General features: G+C 60.6%; 15 protein-coding genes. 11 read left to right on the top strand and 4 right to left on the bottom strand.

What is annotated here, in order from left to right:
* Positions 1-20 precede the first annotated feature (20 nt).
* The 4 genes from AC30D9_RS13855 (at position 21) to AC30D9_RS13840 (ending at position 3390) form a co-directional block, all read left to right on the top strand.
* Entirely contained in the window at positions 21-830 is an 810-nt protein-coding gene (locus tag AC30D9_RS13855) for a MetQ/NlpA family ABC transporter substrate-binding protein (RefSeq protein WP_134922396.1), read from the top strand.
* Between the two features lie 2 nt (positions 831-832).
* Positions 833-1957, top strand: a complete 1125-nt coding sequence (locus AC30D9_RS13850) for a methionine ABC transporter ATP-binding protein (RefSeq protein WP_490144227.1) — start codon at positions 833-835, stop codon at positions 1955-1957.
* Complete coding sequence (locus AC30D9_RS13845; protein WP_490144226.1) at positions 1947-2591, top strand: methionine ABC transporter permease; 645 nt, start codon at positions 1947-1949, stop codon at positions 2589-2591. Before AC30D9_RS13850 ends, AC30D9_RS13845 begins: the two co-directional genes overlap by 11 nt.
* A 169-nt stretch (positions 2592-2760) precedes the next feature.
* Positions 2761-3390, top strand: coding sequence for a class I SAM-dependent methyltransferase (locus tag AC30D9_RS13840; RefSeq protein ID WP_490144225.1), 630 nt, complete (start codon positions 2761-2763; stop codon positions 3388-3390).
* An 87-nt stretch (positions 3391-3477) separates the two neighbouring features.
* On the opposite strand, the gene AC30D9_RS13835 is transcribed toward AC30D9_RS13840, so the two are convergent.
* Positions 3478-4044, bottom strand: a complete 567-nt coding sequence (locus AC30D9_RS13835; protein WP_134922393.1) for a transporter substrate-binding domain-containing protein — start codon at positions 4042-4044, stop codon at positions 3478-3480.
* A gap of 134 nt (positions 4045-4178) precedes the next feature.
* On the opposite strand from AC30D9_RS13835, the gene AC30D9_RS13830 reads away from it, so the two are divergent.
* Positions 4179-4604 (top strand): DUF4399 domain-containing protein, encoded by a 426-nt coding sequence (locus AC30D9_RS13830; protein WP_134922392.1) that lies wholly within the window; start codon positions 4179-4181, stop codon positions 4602-4604.
* A gap of 177 nt (positions 4605-4781) precedes the next feature.
* Here AC30D9_RS13830 and serA read toward each other — a convergent pair whose 3' ends face one another.
* A complete protein-coding gene (gene serA, locus AC30D9_RS13825; protein WP_025211258.1) occupies positions 4782-6011 on the bottom strand; it encodes a phosphoglycerate dehydrogenase in 1230 nt (409 codons plus the stop codon).
* Between the two features lie 205 nt (positions 6012-6216).
* Here serA and AC30D9_RS13820 point away from each other — a divergent pair, with 205 nt between their 5' ends.
* The 4 genes from AC30D9_RS13820 to AC30D9_RS13805 all read left to right on the top strand — a co-directional run bounded on the left by AC30D9_RS13820 (position 6217) and on the right by AC30D9_RS13805 (position 10512).
* The gene (locus tag AC30D9_RS13820) at positions 6217-7611 is read left to right on the top strand and encodes an FAD-binding oxidoreductase (protein WP_109751896.1); all 1395 of its coding nucleotides are present in this window, start codon (positions 6217-6219) and stop codon (positions 7609-7611) included.
* 22 nt (positions 7612-7633) lie between these two features.
* Positions 7634-8299, top strand: a complete 666-nt coding sequence (locus AC30D9_RS13815) for a fumarylacetoacetate hydrolase family protein (protein WP_490144224.1) — start codon at positions 7634-7636, stop codon at positions 8297-8299.
* Positions 8300-8543: 244 nt separating this feature from the next.
* Entirely contained in the window at positions 8544-9476 is a 933-nt protein-coding gene (locus AC30D9_RS13810) for an SdiA-regulated domain-containing protein (RefSeq protein WP_490144223.1), read from the top strand.
* Positions 9477-9597: 121 nt separating this feature from the next.
* The gene (locus AC30D9_RS13805) at positions 9598-10512 is read left to right on the top strand and encodes an SdiA-regulated domain-containing protein (protein ID WP_490144222.1); all 915 of its coding nucleotides are present in this window, start codon (positions 9598-9600) and stop codon (positions 10510-10512) included.
* A 161-nt stretch (positions 10513-10673) separates the two neighbouring features.
* Here AC30D9_RS13805 and rpiA read toward each other — a convergent pair whose 3' ends face one another.
* On the bottom strand, positions 10674-11348 hold the full coding sequence (rpiA, locus tag AC30D9_RS13800) for a ribose-5-phosphate isomerase RpiA (RefSeq protein WP_307573340.1): 675 nt from the start codon (positions 11346-11348) through the stop codon (positions 10674-10676).
* 137 nt (positions 11349-11485) lie between these two features.
* On the opposite strand from rpiA, the gene ilvA reads away from it, so the two are divergent.
* Both ilvA and AC30D9_RS13790 read left to right on the top strand, forming a co-directional pair.
* Positions 11486-13000, top strand: coding sequence for a threonine ammonia-lyase, biosynthetic (ilvA, locus tag AC30D9_RS13795; RefSeq protein ID WP_307573338.1), 1515 nt, complete (start codon positions 11486-11488; stop codon positions 12998-13000).
* 44 nt (positions 13001-13044) lie between these two features.
* Positions 13045-13473 carry a DUF2269 family protein gene (locus AC30D9_RS13790; RefSeq protein WP_307573337.1) on the top strand — a complete coding sequence of 143 codons (429 nt, stop codon included), beginning with the start codon at positions 13045-13047 and terminating at the stop codon, positions 13471-13473.
* A gap of 104 nt (positions 13474-13577) precedes the next feature.
* Here AC30D9_RS13790 and AC30D9_RS13785 read toward each other — a convergent pair whose 3' ends face one another.
* Complete coding sequence (locus tag AC30D9_RS13785) at positions 13578-14234, bottom strand: histidinol-phosphatase (protein ID WP_490144221.1); 657 nt, start codon at positions 14232-14234, stop codon at positions 13578-13580.
* Positions 14235-14242: the final 8 nt, after the last annotated feature.

Genomic DNA, 14242 nt, shown 5'->3' with positions numbered 1-14242 from the left:
AAATGACTGGAATATCCGACATGACCAAGCAACTCCTGACCCTGCCAGTCAAAGCACTGGCCCTGGCCCTCGGCCTGTTCAGCTCGGCGCTGTTCGCTGCCGACGCACCGTTGAAAATCGGCACCACCGCCGCGTTCGCCATTCCCCTGGAAGCCGCCGTGGAAGAAGCCGGCAAGCAAGGCCTGAAGGTCGAGTTGGTGGAGTTCAGCGACTGGATCGCGCCCAACGTCAGCCTGGCTTCCGGCGACATCGACGTGAATTACTTCCAGCACATCCCGTTCCTGGAAAACGCCAAGGCCGCCGCCGGGTTCGATCTGGTGCCCTTTGCCCCGGGGATCATCAACAACGTCGGCCTCTATTCGAAAAAATACAAAAGCTTCGATGAGTTGCCCGAAGGCGCGAGCGTGGCCATTGCCAACGATCCGATCAACAGCGGGCGCGGCCTGCAACTGCTGGCCAAGGCTGGGCTGATCACGCTCAAGCCCGGTGTCGGCTACAAGGCCACCGAAGACGACATCGTCGCCAACCCGAAGAAACTCAAGATCCTCCAGGTCGAGGCCGTGCAACTGGTGCGCGCTTATGAGGACGCCGACCTGGTACAGGGCTACCCGGCCTACATCCGTTTGGCAAAAACCTTCGATGCCACGTCGGCCTTGCTGTTCGATGGCCTCGATCACAAGGAATACGTGATCCAGTTCGTGATCCAGCCCAAGAGCAAGAACGACCCGCGGCTGGCCAAGTTCGTCGATATCTATCAGCACTCGCCCGCCGTGCGCGCCGCCCTGGACAAGGCCCACGGCAAGCTCTACCAAGCCGGCTGGGAAGGCTGACCATGAACGCCGTCAACGCGCGACTCCGACATGAAGCCCCCCCGCCCCATAGCGCCGAACAGACTGAACTGCATCCAGAGCTGAACCGCGCCCACGTGCGCTTCATCGGCCTGGGCAAGACCTACAACGGCGCCCAAGGGCCGGTGGCCGCACTGCAAGGCATCGACCTGGCGATCCAGCGTGGCGAAGTATTCGGCATCATCGGCCGCAGCGGTGCCGGCAAGTCCTCGCTGATCCGCACCATCAACCGGCTCGAACAACCCACCAGTGGCCGGGTGTTGATCGATCAGATAGACATCGGCGAGTTCGATGAAGATCGTCTGGTGGAGCTGCGTCGACGCATCGGCATGATCTTCCAGCACTTCAACCTGATGTCGGCCAAGACCGTGTGGCAGAACGTCGAGCTACCGTTGAAAGTGGCCGGCGTGCCCAAGGAACAACGCCAGCGCAAGGTCCGCGAGCTGCTGGAACTGGTCGGCCTGCAAGGCAAGCACAAGGCCTACCCGGCGCAACTCTCCGGCGGACAGAAGCAGCGGGTCGGGATTGCCCGGGCGCTGGTGCATGACCCGCAGATCCTGTTGTGCGACGAAGCCACCTCGGCCCTGGACCCGGAGACCACCCAATCGATCCTCGGCCTGCTACGCGAGATCAACCAGCGCTTGGGCCTGACCATCGTATTGATCACCCATGAAATGGCGGTGATTCGCGAAGTCTGCGACCGGGTAGTGGTGCTCGAGCAGGGGCGGATCGTCGAGCAGGGGCCGGTCTGGGAAGTGTTTGGCAACCCGCAGCACGAGGTCAGCCGGACGCTGCTGGCGCCCCTGCAACACGCCATACCGGAGGAACTGCAAAGCCGCCTGCAAGCACAGCCAGCGTCGGCGGATGCCGCTACCGTGCTGCGCCTGCAATTCACCGGCGCAGGCCGCGATGAAGCGGATCTCGCCGCTCTATTCAGCGCCCTCGGTGGCCGGGTGCGGCTGCTGCACGGCGGCATCGAGCGCATTCAGGGCCACGGGCTGGGGCAATTGCTGCTGGCGGTGAGCGGTTCGTCGTGGGGCGCCGAGGAATTGCGTCAACGTGCGGGCAATTGGGCGCAACGAGTGGAGGTGCTGGGCTATGTGGTTTGATCGGTTGTTGCAGGGTTTCATCGACACGTTCCTGATGGTCGGCGTGTCGTCGCTGATCGCGCTGCTGGCGGGCATTCCGCTGGCGGTGATCCTGGTCACCAGCGGCAAGGGCGGGATCTATGAAGCGCCAGCCTTGAATCGTGTCCTGGGTGCGTTCGTGAATCTGTTTCGTTCGATACCGTTCCTGATTCTGATGGTGGCGTTGATCCCCTTCACCCGGCTGATCGTCGGCACCACCTATGGTGTCTGGGCGGCAGTCGTGCCGCTGACCATCGCCGCCACGCCGTTCTTCGCCCGCATCGCCGAAGTCAGCCTGCGGGAGGTCGATCATGGCTTGATCGAAGCCGCCCAAGCCATGGGTTGCCGCCGTTGGCACATCGTCTGGCATGTGCTGCTGCCCGAAGCCCTGCCGGGTATCGTCGGCGGCTTCACCATCACCCTGGTGACCATGATCAACTCTTCGGCCATGGCCGGAGCGATTGGCGCCGGCGGCCTGGGCGACATCGCCTACCGCTATGGCTACCAGCGTTTCGACAGCCAGATCATGCTCACGGTGATCGTGTTGCTGGTGGCCCTGGTGGCGGTGATTCAACTGGGCGGCGACCGCCTGGCGCGCGGTCTGAACAAACGCTGATCTATGGGAGCAGTTGACCTGTGGGAGCAAAGCTTGCTCGCGATAGCAGTATTCCATCCAACATGGATACCAACTGGACGACTGCAGTCGCGAGCAAGCTTTGCTCCCACAGGCAGATCAGGGGGCTTGCGGTATAGTCAGCTGACACTCCCCACCCAAGCCCGCGACCATGAAACACACCGCCGACGACCTGCACACCATCACCGCCACGACCCTGGGCCATTACAACGCGGTCGCGGAGAGTTTTCGCGAAGGTACCCGCGACCACGATGTAAGCCAGAACATCGACGCCTTGCTGCGCCATATCCAGGGCCAGGCACCGCTGCACATCCTGGACTTCGGCTGCGGTCCGGGGCGTGATTTGCGCACGTTCACCAGCCTGGGCCATGTCGCGGTCGGCCTCGACGGTTCAGAAGAATTTGCCCGGATGGCGCGCCAGGACAGCGGCTGTGAAGTGTGGCAACAGGACTTCCTGGAGCTCGACCTGCCGGCCGGCCGCTTTGACGGGATTTTCGCCAATGCGGTGCTGTTTCATGTGCCGGTCCAGGAACTGCCTCGGGTGCTCAAGCAATTGCACGCCACGCTCAAGCCCGGCGGCGTGCTGTTCAGCTCAAACCCTCGGGGTGAAAACCAGGAAGGCTGGAACGGCCAACGCTTCGGCGCCTACCACGACCTCGCGGCCTGGCGCACGCTGCTTGGCGATGCAGGTTTCGTGGAACTGGAGCATTACTATCGACCGGCGGGGCTGCCACGGGAGCAGCAGCCTTGGTTGGCGAGTGTCTGGCGTAAACCTGCTTAGGATTTGAGGACGCCATAGCGAGCTTGCTCGCGATAGCGGTGCAACAATCCATGAAACTCGATGGTTTGGCCTCATCGCCTGGCAGCTTCACTCCTGTTTTTTCAACCACTTCTGCGACAACTGCTCCAACCTCCCGTCATCCTTGATGCGCGCCAGGGCGTTGTCCAGGCTGGCCTTGAACGCCGGATTACCCTTCTGGAACGGAATCACCAGGTTCGGCGCCGGCTCGCTCTTTTCCTGCGGCTGGAACGATTGCGCCATGACCAGCGGACGTGGCGATTCGTCCTTGCTCGCCAGCAGTTGTGCATCCGGATGGCTGTAAACGGCGCTGGTGTCGAAACGTTCCGCCAGTTCCGGGGTCATTGCTATGTGGTTGATGGCAACGTCGTACTTGCCGCTCTCCACGCCGGTCAGCAGATCCGCGGCATCGGTGACCACGAAGTCGGGACGTACATCGAGCTCATTGGCAAGCATTTCGCCCAGTTCCACTTCGAAACCGGTGAGTTTGCCGTCTTCCTTGAAGTTGAAGGGTGCGGTATTGGCCTCGAGGGCAATGCGCAGTTCGCCACGGTCATTGATGTCATCGATCAGTTCGGCATGAGCCAGAGGGCTCAAAAGGGGAAGCAGGCAGATCAGGCCAGGCAGAAAACGCATGGTCACTCCTTTGTAATTTATACAAGCGACGCTCGTTTCAGGCTCGCTTTGCTATGGTTGTTGCAGGCTTCGACAACGATTGGTCATGAAGTTGTCATGGCCAGGCGGATTTCATGGAAAAACTGGAGAAAAAAATGAAAAGCTTTATGTCTCGTGCTGCGTTGGCTGGCCTGTTACTGGGTACTTGCGTGCTGGCAACCGCCGCGACCCCGGCGCCCAAAGGCGCTGAAGTGTTCATCGTTTCCCCGGAAGACGGCGCCACCGTCCCTCAGGCATTCACGGTCAAGTTCGGCGTCAAGAATATCGCCCTGGCTCCGGCCGGTGATGTGACCAAAAATACCGGGCACCATCATTTGCTGATCGATGTGGACAAACTGCCGGCAGCGGGCGCGCCCATTCCCACCGATGCCAACCACATGCACTTCGGCAAGGCACAAACCCAGGCCGACATCAAACTGACCCCAGGCAAACACACCCTGCAGTTAATCCTGGGCGATAGCGGCCATATGCCGTTCGATCCGTCGATCGTGTCCAAGAAAATCACGGTGAACGTGAAGTAACAGCACTCACTGAAAAAATGCGTCCCCCCTGTGGGAGCGAGCCTGCTCGCGATAGCGGTCTATCCGACACATTAATGTTGGCTGACACGCCGCTATCGCGAGCAGGCTCGCTCCCACAGGTCATATAAAAAAACGGGAGCCCTTTCGAGGCTCCCGTTTTTTTCAGCGACCGCTCTGTTAGAACAACACGCGGCAACGAATGGTGCCGTTGATGTGCTGCAGCTTCTCTTGCGCCAGGTCCGAGTATTCGGCGTCGACGTCGATCACGACGTAGCCGACTTTCTCGTTGGTCTGCAGGAACTGACCGGAAATGTTGATGCCGTTTTCGGCGAAGACCTTGTTGATCTCGCTCATCACACCCGGGATGTTCTCGTGGATGTGCAACAGGCGATGCTTGCCAGGGTGAGCCGGCAGGGCCACTTCCGGGAAGTTCACCGACGATACCGAAGTACCGTTGTCGCTGTACTTGACCAGTTTTTCCGCCACTTCCAGGCCGATATTGGCCTGGGCTTCAGCGGTGGAACCGCCGATGTGCGGAGTCAGGATCACGTTGTCCAGGCCACGCAGCGGGCTTTCGAAGATGTCGTCGTTGGAGCGTGGCTCCACCGGGAACACGTCGATGGCGGCGCCGATCAGGTGCTTGTCCTTGATCGCTTCAGCCAGGGCGTCGAGCTTGACCACGGTGCCACGCGCGGCGTTGATCAGGATCCCGCCCTTCTTGATGGCGCGGATTTCCTTCTCGCCGATCATCCACTGGGTAGCAGCGGTTTCCGGCACGTGAAGGGTCACGATGTCGGACATGCCCAGCAGTTCGTGCAGGTCATTGACCTGGGTGGCGTTACCCAGCGGCAGCTTGGTCACGGTGTCGTAGAAGAACACCTGCATGCCCAGGCCTTCCGCCAGTACCGACAACTGGGTGCCGATCGAGCCGTAGCCAACGATCCCCAGCTTCTTGCCGCGAATTTCGAAGGAGTTGGCCGCGCTCTTGATCCAGCCACCGCGGTGGCAGGAAGCGTTCTTCTCAGGGATGCCGCGCAGCAACAGGATCGCTTCGGCCAGCACCAGTTCGGCAACGGAACGGGTGTTGGAGTACGGCGCGTTGAACACTGCGATACCGCGCTCACGCGCCGCGTTGAGGTCAACCTGGTTGGTGCCGATGCAGAAGCAGCCGACCGCCACCAGTTTCTTGGCGTGGTCGAAGATCTCTTCGGTCAATTGCGTACGGGAGCGAATGCCGATGAAGTGAGCATCGGCGATCTTTTCCTTGAGCTGGGCTTCCGGCAGAGAACTGGTGATGTACTCGATGCTGGTGTAGCCCGCCGACTTGAGGACGTCGACAGCCGATTGGTGGACGCCTTCGAGAAGAAGGAACTTGATCTTGCTCTTATCGAGAGAAGTCTTGCTCATCTGCGTAAACCTGTGTCCCGGAGAAAAATGGCAGGGAATCGGACAGCGCATGCTGGCCCGACCGGCGTGACAGCCGTCGCCGCAGAACAGCCGTTGGGCACTACGCTGCGGGGTCGGTATGCTAGCATATGCACCCCGCTAAACACTCATTCCTGCGACGTGAAGCGTTCTCAGGATGACCATGAATTGTTCGAGAGTTCTGTCGATGACCAATCCTGCCCTGATAGATGAGCTGAAGACCCTGGTTGAGCCTGGCAAGGTCCTGACCGATGCCGACTCCCTGAACGCTTACGGCAAGGATTGGACCAAGCATTTCGCCCCGGCGCCGAGCGCCATCGTCTTCCCCAAGACCACCGAGCAGGTCCAGGCCATCGTGCGCTGGGCCAATGCGCACAAGGTCGCGCTGGTGCCATCGGGCGGACGTACCGGGCTTTCCGCCGCAGCCGTGGCGGCCAACGGCGAAGTGGTCGTGTCATTCGACTACATGAACCAGATTCTCGATGTGAACCTCACCGACCGTACCGCCGTCTGCCAGCCAGGCGTGGTCACCGAACAATTGCAGAACAAGGCCGAAGAACACGGCCTGTACTATCCGGTGGACTTTGCCTCGGCCGGTTCCAGCCAGATTGGTGGCAATATCGGCACCAATGCCGGCGGAATCAAGGTCATTCGCTACGGCATGACCCGTAACTGGGTGGCGGGCATGAAGGTCGTCACCGGCAAGGGTGACCTGCTGGAACTGAACAAGGACCTGATCAAGAACGCCACCGGCTACGACTTGCGGCAGCTGTTCATCGGTGCCGAGGGCACCCTGGGCTTCGTGGTCGAGGCCACCATGCGCCTGGACCGCGCGCCGAAAAACCTCACCGCCATGGTGCTCGGCACGCCGGACTTCGATTCGATCATGCCGGTGCTGCACGCTTTCCAGGGCAAGCTGGACCTGACCGCCTTCGAGTTTTTCTCCGACAAGGCCCTGGCCAAGGTCCTGGGTCGCGGCGACGTGCCAACACCGTTCGAAACCGAGTGCCCGTTCTACGCCCTGCTGGAGTTCGAAGCCACCACCGAAGAAGTCGCCAACCACGCCCTGGAAACCTTCGAACACTGCGTGGAGCAAGGCTGGGTGCTGGACGGTGTGATGAGCCAGAGCGAAACCCAACTGCAGAACCTGTGGAAACTGCGCGAGTACATCTCCGAGACCATCTCGCACTGGACGCCATACAAGAACGACATCTCGGTGACCGTCTCCAAGGTCCCGGGTTTCTTGCGGGAAATCGACGCGATCGTCGGCGAACACTACCCGGACTTCGAAATCGTCTGGTTCGGCCACATCGGCGACGGCAACCTGCACCTGAACATCCTCAAGCCGGAAAACCTGAGCAAGGACGAGTTCTTCGCCAAGTGCGCGACCGTGAACAAATGGGTCTTTGAAACCGTCGAGAAATATAACGGCTCGATTTCCGCCGAACATGGCGTGGGCATGACCAAGCGCGACTACCTGACCTATAGTCGTTCGCCAGTGGAAATCGAGTACATGAAAGCCGTGAAGGCTGTATTCGACCCGAACGGCATCATGAACCCGGGCAAGATCTTCGCTGTTTGAATCAACGAACCAGGAGTCGGTAATGAGCTATCAGCACCAGTATGTCGACGGTACACGTATCCATTTTCCGGTAGGGAAAGTGGTGTGCATTGGCCGCAACTACGCCGAACATGCCAAGGAATTGGACAACCCGGTGCCCACCGAACCCTTGCTGTTCATCAAGCCGGGCAGTTGCGTGGTGCCACTGGAGGGCGGTTTCAGCATTCCTGCCGACCGTGGCTCGGTGCACTACGAAGCGGAAATCGCCGTGCTGATCGGCAAGCCGCTGTCGCCCCGCCCGAGCGCCGAGGAAGTGCTGGACGCCATCTCCGGCTTCGCCCCGGCCCTGGACCTGACCCTGCGAGACAAGCAGGCCGAGCTCAAGGCCAAGGGCCTGCCGTGGGAAATCGCCAAATCCTTCGACGGCGCGGCGGTGATCGCACCGTTCGTGGCGAGCGGCACCTTCGCCGACCTGACCGACATCCCCGTTCGCCTGACCATCAACGGTGAAGTGCGCCAGGATGGCAACAGCAGCCTGATGCTCAACCCTATCGTGCCAATGATCCAGCACATGGCCGGGTGCTTCTCGCTCCAGGCCGGCGACGTGATCCTCACCGGCACCCCGGCGGGCGTCGGGCCGCTGAATGCAGGGGATGAATTGGTACTGGAACTGCCGGGGGCGAGCCGCTTCGAAAGCAGCGTTCGTTAACTCGGTTTTGTAACCTCTATAGATCAAATGTGGGAGCGGGCTTGCTCGCGAATGCGGTGTATCAGTCGACCTTCATGTGTCTGATACACCGCATTCGCGAGCAAGCCCGCTCCCACAGGTATCTGGCTTTTTCCTGAAGACCGACGTTTTACCGTTTTTTTCACATGCCATCCGGATAATTCCGGGGAATGCGGCATCTGAGCCAGCCATTCACTTAGCCGAATTTTCTGGAACGCATTCCCCGATGGCCAAAACCCAAGCACTGTCTGCCGCCAAACCTGCCCACCGCTCCCGCTTCGCCCTGCCCTGGTACGCCTGGTCGCTGCTGGCGCTGGCTGCCGCCTATGGCCTGGCGTTTGCGATGCATTGGGACGACCGCGGCCTGCTTTGGCTATCGGAACACTTCCAGAGCCCGGCCCAGCGCCAGGAGAGCATCTGGCTGCCGGACTACCGCGCCGTGATCGACGCCAAGCCACTACCGGGCATGGAGAAGGACGAGGCGTCCGATGTGACCTACAACCCGCAGACCAAGACCCTGTTCGCCGTCATGGGCAAGAACCCGTTCCTGGTGGAGCTGACCCTGCAAGGCGATGTGCTGCGCAAGATGCCTTTGGTGGGCTGGAACAACCCCGAAGGCGTGACCTACATGACCAATGGTCTGCTGGCGATTACCGACGAGCGTAATCACACGCTGTCGATCGTCCAGGTGGATGCCAACACCCGCGAGCTGAACAGTACTGACTTCCCTCAATACGACCTGGGTGCATCAGCGAACCAGAACAAAGGGTTCGAAGCGATTGTCTGGGATCCGCGTAACCAGCAACTGGTGCTCGGGGAGGAACGCCCGCCAGCACTGTTCACCTGGAAAAGCGATGGCAGCCAATTGCTCAAGGGCGACAAGCAGATCCACGTCAGCAATGAACTGGACTTGCGCAACCTCTCGGCACTGGCGATCGACCCGCGCACCGGTCACATGCTGGTGCTTTCGGCCGACTCCCATCTGCTGCTGGAACTGGATGAAAAAGGCGAGCAAGTCAGCTTCATGACCTTGCTGGGCAGCTTCAACGGCTTGAAAGACACCATCCCTCGCGCCGAAGGCGTCACCATCGATGAGGCCGGCAATCTGTACATGGTCAGCGAACCGAATCTGTTCTATCGTTTCGAGAAACAGCGCTGATAGCACTAACTCTGTAGGATAAATCCTCATTCGTTGTAGGGTGTGGCACACAGCCATTAAGCTTCAGTTCAGGCAGCCGTGGTATTTCCACCCACCTGTTCTTATCCGAGCCCACCCCAACATGCGTCGACTCGCCCGCCCCAAACCCCTGTTCCTGATACTGCTGACCCTGGCGCTGTTCTTCCTGATCGCGGTCGGCCAGCACCTGCGCCTGTTCGAACGCGCCTGGTTCAACCTCAACACCCTCTGGAAAACCACCAGCGAACAGGCTATCGCTCTGGACCAGTACCGGGTCACAATCGAGGCACAGGTAATCGAGGGCCTAAACGATGACGTTTCGGCGCTGACGTTCGATCCGGTACGCAAAAGCCTGTTCACCGTGACCAACCAGAATTCCGAGCTGATCGAGCTGTCACTCGATGGCAAGATCCTGCGGCGCATCGCCCTGGTCGGCTTTGGTGATCCGGAAGCGGTGGAGTTCATCAGTGAAGACACCTACGTCGTCTCCGACGAGCGCCAGCAGCGTCTGATCAAGATTCACCTGGAGGACGACACCCAATTCCTCGACGCCGCCGACGCCGAGCAGATGACCCTCGGCGTGCACATGAGCGGCAACAAAGGCTTCGAAGGGCTGGCCTACGATTCGGTGGGCAAACGGCTGTTCGTGGCCAAGGAACGCGACCCGATGCTGATTTATGAAGTGCATGGGTTTCCCCACCACAATCCGGAAAAGTCCTACGCGGTCCATGTAATCAACAACCCCAAGCGCGATGCCGGGCTGTTCGTGCGCGATCTTTCAAGCCTGCAATACGACGAGCGCAGCGGCCATTTGCTGGCGCTGTCCGATGAGTCGCGGTTGATTATCGAGCTGGATATAGACGGCCGGCCGTTGAGCACGCTGTCGTTGAGCAAAGGCCGCCAGGGCCTGCAAAAAACCGTGCCGCAGGCCGAAGGCCTGGCCATGGACGACGACGGAAACCTGTATGTGGTGAGCGAACCGAATCTGTTCTACGTGTTCAAGAAGCCGCAGCCTTGATGCACTCGCCCTGAAACACCACAACAACCCAATGTGGGAGCGAGCCTGCTCGCGATAACGGTGTGTCAGCCAACATTGATGTGTCGGATAAACCGCTATCGCGAGCAGGCTCGCTCCCACAGGGAATACTTCACTCAAAAAGAGCAGGTTATTTCGTCGACTTACTCAGCCCGCAGGGTCTTCACCCCTTCAGCGGTTCCCAACAACAGCACATCCGCCGGACGAGCAGCGAACAAACCGTTGGTGACCACACCGACGATGGCGTTGATCTGGCTTTCCAGTTCCACCGGGTTGGTGATCTGCAAGTTGTGCACGTCCAGGATGATATTGCCGTTATCGGTCAGCACGCCTTCGCGATACACCGGATCACCGCCCAGTTTCACCAGTTCGCGGGCCACATGACTGCGAGCCATCGGGATGACTTCCACCGGCAACGGGAACGCACCGAGCACGGGTACGAGTTTGCTGGCGTCGGCGATGCAGATGAAGGTCTTGGCCACGGCCGCGACGATCTTCTCGCGCGTCAGGGCCGCGCCACCGCCCTTGATCAGGTTCAGGTGCGCGTCGCTTTCGTCGGCGCCGTCGATATAAAACTCCAGGTCGCTCACGGTGTTGAGCTCATACACCGGGATCCCGTGGCCCTTGAGGCGCGCGGCGGTGGCTTCGGAGCTGGCGACCGCGCCATCGAACGCGCCCTTGTGGCGAGCCAGCGCGTCGATGAAGCAGTTGGCCGTGGAGCCGGTGCCGACTCCGACGATGCTCTTGTCATCCAGTTTCGGGAGGATGAGGTCGACAGCGGCCTGGGCCACGGCCTGTTTGAGTTGATCCTGGGTCATGCGGGCTCCGAAAGCGGGCAGGAAGTAAAGAGGGGCGCGAGTATAACCCAACAAAACCTTGGGATTCGTGTGGTCGCCCAGCCAAAAGCCGGGTTAGACTCCTTGGCCCTGCCCAACTCGCTCAGTGATGCTTTCCGATGCTTGAACAGTACGTCAAAAAGATCCTCACCTCGCGCGTTTATGACGTTGCCGTAGAAACCCCGTTGCAGACCGCTCGCCAGCTCTCCGAGCGGCTGGGCAACAGCATTTTGCTCAAGCGTGAAGACTTGCAGCCGGTGTTCTCGTTCAAGATTCGCGGGGCCTACAACAAGCTGACCCAGCTCAGCGACGAAGAACGCGCCCGCGGCGTGGTCACGGCTTCGGCGGGCAACCACGCCCAGGGCCTGGCCCTGGCGGCCAAGGTGCTGGGCGTCAAGGCCACCATCGTGATGCCCAAGACCACCCCGGAAATCAAGGTCGAAGGCGTGCGCTCGCGGGGCGGCAAAGTAGTGCTGCATGGCGATTCGTTCCCCGAAGCCCTGGCCTATTCGCTGAAACTGGTCGACGAAAAGGGCTACGTCTACATCCACCCCTATGACGACCCCCACACCATTGCCGGGCAGGGCACGGTGGCGATGGAAATCCTGCGCCAGCACCCGGGGCGCCTGGATGCGATTTTCGTCCCGGTGGGCGGCGGCGGGCTGATCGCCGGGATCGCGGCCTACGTGAAGTACCTGCGCCCGGAGATCAAGATCATCGGCGTCGAGCCGGACGATTCCAATTGCCTGCAAGCGGCCATGGCCGCTGGTGAGCGCGTGGTCCTGCCGACCGTGGGACTGTTCGCCGATGGCGTCGCCGTGGCACAGATCGGCCAGCACACCTTCGACATCTGCAAACACTACGTGGACGAAGTGATCACCGTCAGCACCGACGAGATCTGCGCAGCGATCAAGGATATCTACGACGATACCCGCTCGATCACCGAACCTGCCGGCGCCTTGGGCGTGGCCGGGATCAAGAAATACGTCGAATCACGGGGTGTCAGCGGCCAGACCCTGGTGGCCATCGACTCCGGCGCCAACGTCAACTTCGACCGCTTGCGCCACGTTGCCGAACGCGCCGAACTGGGCGAGGGCCGCGAAGCGATCATCGCCGTGACCATCCCTGAGAAGCCAGGCAGCTTCAAGGCGTTCTGCGAAGCCGTCGGCAAACGCCAGATCACCGAATTCAACTACCGCTATAACACCGGCAGTGAAGCGCACATTTTCGTTGGCGTACAAACGCATCCGGAAAACGATCCACGCAGCGCGCTGATCGCCAGCCTGACCGCGCAAGGCTTCCCGGTGCTGGACCTGACCGACAACGAACTGGCCAAGCTGCACATCCGCCACATGGTGGGCGGGCACGCGGCACACGTCATTGACGAAGTGGTGTTGCGCTTCGAATTCCCGGAACGCCCGGGCGCGCTGTTCAACTTCCTCAACAAGCTGGGCGGGCGCTGGAATATCTCGATGTTCCACTACCGCAACCATGGTGCGGCGGATGGCCGTGTGGTCGCCGGGTTGCAAGTGCCCCACGATGAGCGCCATCTGGTGCCAGCCGCCCTGGAAGAAATCGGCTACCCGTACTGGGATGAAAGCGATAACCCGGCCTATCAGTTGTTCCTGGGTTGATAAAGCCGGGCTAGGCTGTGAGCAGGACTTAAGGAAATCGAACAATGGAAACACTGACCACGCTGAAGATCGCTCACGTCGTCGCCACTGTATTGCTGTTGGCGGGCGCCCTGGGGCTGGCCATCTGGGTCTGGCGCACGCGCCGCAACGGCGATGCCACGGCGGCGGCACGTACCCTGCAACGCCCGCGGCTGTTCATCTGGTTGGTGATGATCCTTGCACTGGCGAGCCTTCCATTCACGGGCTGGTGGATGGTGCATCAGGTCGGCTGGCCGCTGGGACAGACCTGGCTGTTGGCTTCCAGCGTGCTCTACACCTTGGCGGCGCTGGCGGGGTTCTGGCTTGTGGTGCGGCTGAACAAGTTGCGCAAGCTGCCGACGGCGGGCGCTGGGAAGTTTACGTTTGCCTTGGCGCTGTTCAGCGTTGTCTGCTTTATCGCCATTGCGGGGCTGATGGGGGCTAAGCCGGTTTAAGGCGTTAGACCGCGCCGGCCCTATCGCGAGCAGGCTCGCTCCCACACTGGATTTGCGTTGTTCACAAAATCCCTGTGGGAGCGAGCCTGCTCGCGATAGCTATATCAACCGCGCAACGAAATCACCGGCCAACCACGTCTTTCGGCCTCGGCCCGCAGATTCGGATCCGGATCCACCGCCACCGGATACGTCACCACCTCCAGCAACGGCAAGTCGTTCATCGAATCACTGTAGAAATAGCTGCCGTCGAGCGAATGCCCGGTCTCTTCCAGCCAACGGTTCAACCGGGTCACCTTGCCCTCGCGAAAACACGGGATGTCGGTGCTGCGCCCGCTATAGCGCCCGTCGATCATCTCGCACTCGGTGGCGATCAGGGTTTCCACCCCCAGGCGTTCGGCGATCGGCCCGGTGACAAAGCGGTTGGTGGCGGTGATGATCACCAGCTTGTCGCCAGCGTCGCGATGCTTTTCCAGCAATTCGATGGCCTGGGGCAACACGATTGGCTCGATGCAGTCGCGCATGTAGTCCAGGTGCCACTGGGCCAGCACATCCATTTCGGTCCGACCGAGGATTTCCAGGCAAAAGTTCAGGTACTCGGCGTTGTCGAGCTTGCCGGCCAGGTAATCCTGGTAGAACTCGTCGTTGCGTGCCTTGTAAGTGACAGCATCCAGGAAACCGCGCTCGCACAGGTAATCGCCCCACGCGTGATCGCTGTCGCCGCCCAGCAATGTGTTGTCCAAGTCGAATAAAGCCAGCCGCATTGCAGTTA

This window comes from Pseudomonas sp. DF11 (genome assembly GCF_058148565.1).
Note: the sequence above shows the minus strand (reverse complement) of the source record. Positions and strands in the feature narration are given on the sequence as shown.

What these genes read in the sequence shown, in the direction of transcription:
- AC30D9_RS13805 (WP_490144222.1), top strand. Translation starts at nt 9,598, where the DNA reads ATGCGTCGACTCGCCCGCCCCAAACCCCTGTTCCTGATACTGCTGACC.
- AC30D9_RS13830 (WP_134922392.1), top strand. Translation starts at nt 4,179, where the DNA reads ATGAAAAGCTTTATGTCTCGTGCTGCGTTGGCTGGCCTGTTACTGGGT.
- AC30D9_RS13815 (WP_490144224.1), top strand. Translation starts at nt 7,634, where the DNA reads ATGAGCTATCAGCACCAGTATGTCGACGGTACACGTATCCATTTTCCG.
- AC30D9_RS13835 (WP_134922393.1), bottom strand. Translation starts at nt 4,044, where the DNA reads ATGCGTTTTCTGCCTGGCCTGATCTGCCTGCTTCCCCTTTTGAGCCCT.
- AC30D9_RS13850 (WP_490144227.1), top strand. Translation starts at nt 833, where the DNA reads ATGAACGCCGTCAACGCGCGACTCCGACATGAAGCCCCCCCGCCCCAT.
- AC30D9_RS13845 (WP_490144226.1), top strand. Translation starts at nt 1,947, where the DNA reads ATGTGGTTTGATCGGTTGTTGCAGGGTTTCATCGACACGTTCCTGATG.
- AC30D9_RS13820 (WP_109751896.1), top strand. Translation starts at nt 6,217, where the DNA reads ATGACCAATCCTGCCCTGATAGATGAGCTGAAGACCCTGGTTGAGCCT.
- AC30D9_RS13840 (WP_490144225.1), top strand. Translation starts at nt 2,761, where the DNA reads ATGAAACACACCGCCGACGACCTGCACACCATCACCGCCACGACCCTG.
- rpiA (WP_307573340.1), bottom strand. Translation starts at nt 11,348, where the DNA reads ATGACCCAGGATCAACTCAAACAGGCCGTGGCCCAGGCCGCTGTCGAC.
- serA (WP_025211258.1), bottom strand. Translation starts at nt 6,011, where the DNA reads ATGAGCAAGACTTCTCTCGATAAGAGCAAGATCAAGTTCCTTCTTCTC.
- AC30D9_RS13785 (WP_490144221.1), bottom strand. Translation starts at nt 14,234, where the DNA reads ATGCGGCTGGCTTTATTCGACTTGGACAACACATTGCTGGGCGGCGAC.
- ilvA (WP_307573338.1), top strand. Translation starts at nt 11,486, where the DNA reads ATGCTTGAACAGTACGTCAAAAAGATCCTCACCTCGCGCGTTTATGAC.
- AC30D9_RS13855 (WP_134922396.1), top strand. Translation starts at nt 21, where the DNA reads ATGACCAAGCAACTCCTGACCCTGCCAGTCAAAGCACTGGCCCTGGCC.
- AC30D9_RS13810 (WP_490144223.1), top strand. Translation starts at nt 8,544, where the DNA reads ATGGCCAAAACCCAAGCACTGTCTGCCGCCAAACCTGCCCACCGCTCC.
- AC30D9_RS13790 (WP_307573337.1), top strand. Translation starts at nt 13,045, where the DNA reads ATGGAAACACTGACCACGCTGAAGATCGCTCACGTCGTCGCCACTGTA.